The sequence below is a fragment of the Thermogutta sp. genome (genome assembly GCF_014359955.1).
In the GTDB taxonomy this organism is placed as follows: Bacteria; Planctomycetota; Planctomycetia; order Pirellulales; family Thermoguttaceae; genus Thermogutta.
Genome location: NZ_JACIYL010001070.1, coordinates 1 through 1,158, shown reverse-complemented (window position 1 = coordinate 1,158; position 1,158 = coordinate 1). Strand labels below are relative to the sequence as shown.

Here is a 1,158-nt window from a genome sequence, read left to right as displayed (position 1 = left end):
ATTGACGTGGACGTGGACCTGCCATGCCAGGCGTACCTTCCCGATTCGTATATCCCGGACATTCGAACGAAGATCGATCTTTATCGAAAACTGGCCCGTCTTACCGAAGTTTCCCAGTTGGCGGACTTCGCCCAGGAGTTGCGAGATCGATTCGGCCCCCTTCCCTCACCTGTGGAAAGGCTGTTGGAATTGCATGAGCTGCGGATCCACGCTCACTGGTGGCGGATTCGCAACATCCACCAGGAAGCGACTTTTGTCGTGTTTCAGTATGTTTCGCGAAGAAAGATGGAAAATTTGCAGAAACTGGCGAAGGGACGGCTCCGGATCGTGGACCACGAGTCTGCCTATTTGGTCGCCGACGATTGGGTGGGCGATATCGACCGGCTTCTCTCCGAGCTCAAAACGCTGTTGCAGCAGCGTGCGGAGGATTCTTATAATCCCCGGGCTTGATTGACTGATTGACGACTGGAAGGCCGATCATACGGGTGCCTTTTCGAGTCCTACCGTGGCGGTGAAATATCTCGGAACGATCATCCTCGGCTTGTGTCTGCCCATCGGGCTGATCCTTTACTGGGCGCCCGACGAAGGTTCTCAATTTTTACGCTTTTTGTGGCAATTGGGCGGCGAACTGGGCTACACCCTGGTCAATCGGGTTACGGCAGCGGAGTCTCAGGTTTCGAGTACCGATTCCTCTGCCTGGGATGCTCTCGAGGAGAATAAAGTCTTCGCGGGGATTCCGGTGGCGCCCGATCTCAAACGGCCGGCCTGGCCTCCTCGATTTGAGGATCAGTCGCTATCTGATGCCACACCCAGTGGCCAAGAGCAGTCGGCAGAAAATAGCCCACCATTTCCAGCGGATTCGAAGACAATCGCCGCTCCTCAACGTGACGCTCCGCCGGGCCTGCCTCCTTCGCTGCTGCAACCGCGCGAGAGGGAGCTCCCGAGCTATCCAGCCACTTCTCGGCCGGTGGTCAGTTGGGAGCCGTCACAAATTCGACCTGTTTTTGATCCGATGGAAGCTCAAGTTGTCCGGTTGCCGGATGTTGCAGGTCCGAGCAGCCCGCAGGTATCCCATACGACTGCTGCGGCCAGTGGTTTTCCGGTGTTTGCGTCCGGGGGTGCGAACATCAGGGATGCTGGCGAGTCGTCTCTGCCGAG

2 protein-coding genes are annotated in these 1,158 nt (G+C 57.3%); both read left to right on the top strand.

From position 1 onward, the window contains the following. A partial coding sequence (locus H5U08_RS19430) for a TRCF domain-containing protein (RefSeq protein WP_366494932.1) occupies nt 1-450 on the top strand: 450 nt, incomplete at its 5' end. Between the two features lie 55 nt (nt 451-505). Beyond that, on the top strand, nt 506-1,158 hold a 653-nt coding region (locus H5U08_RS19425; protein ID WP_297037024.1), incomplete at its 3' end, for a hypothetical protein.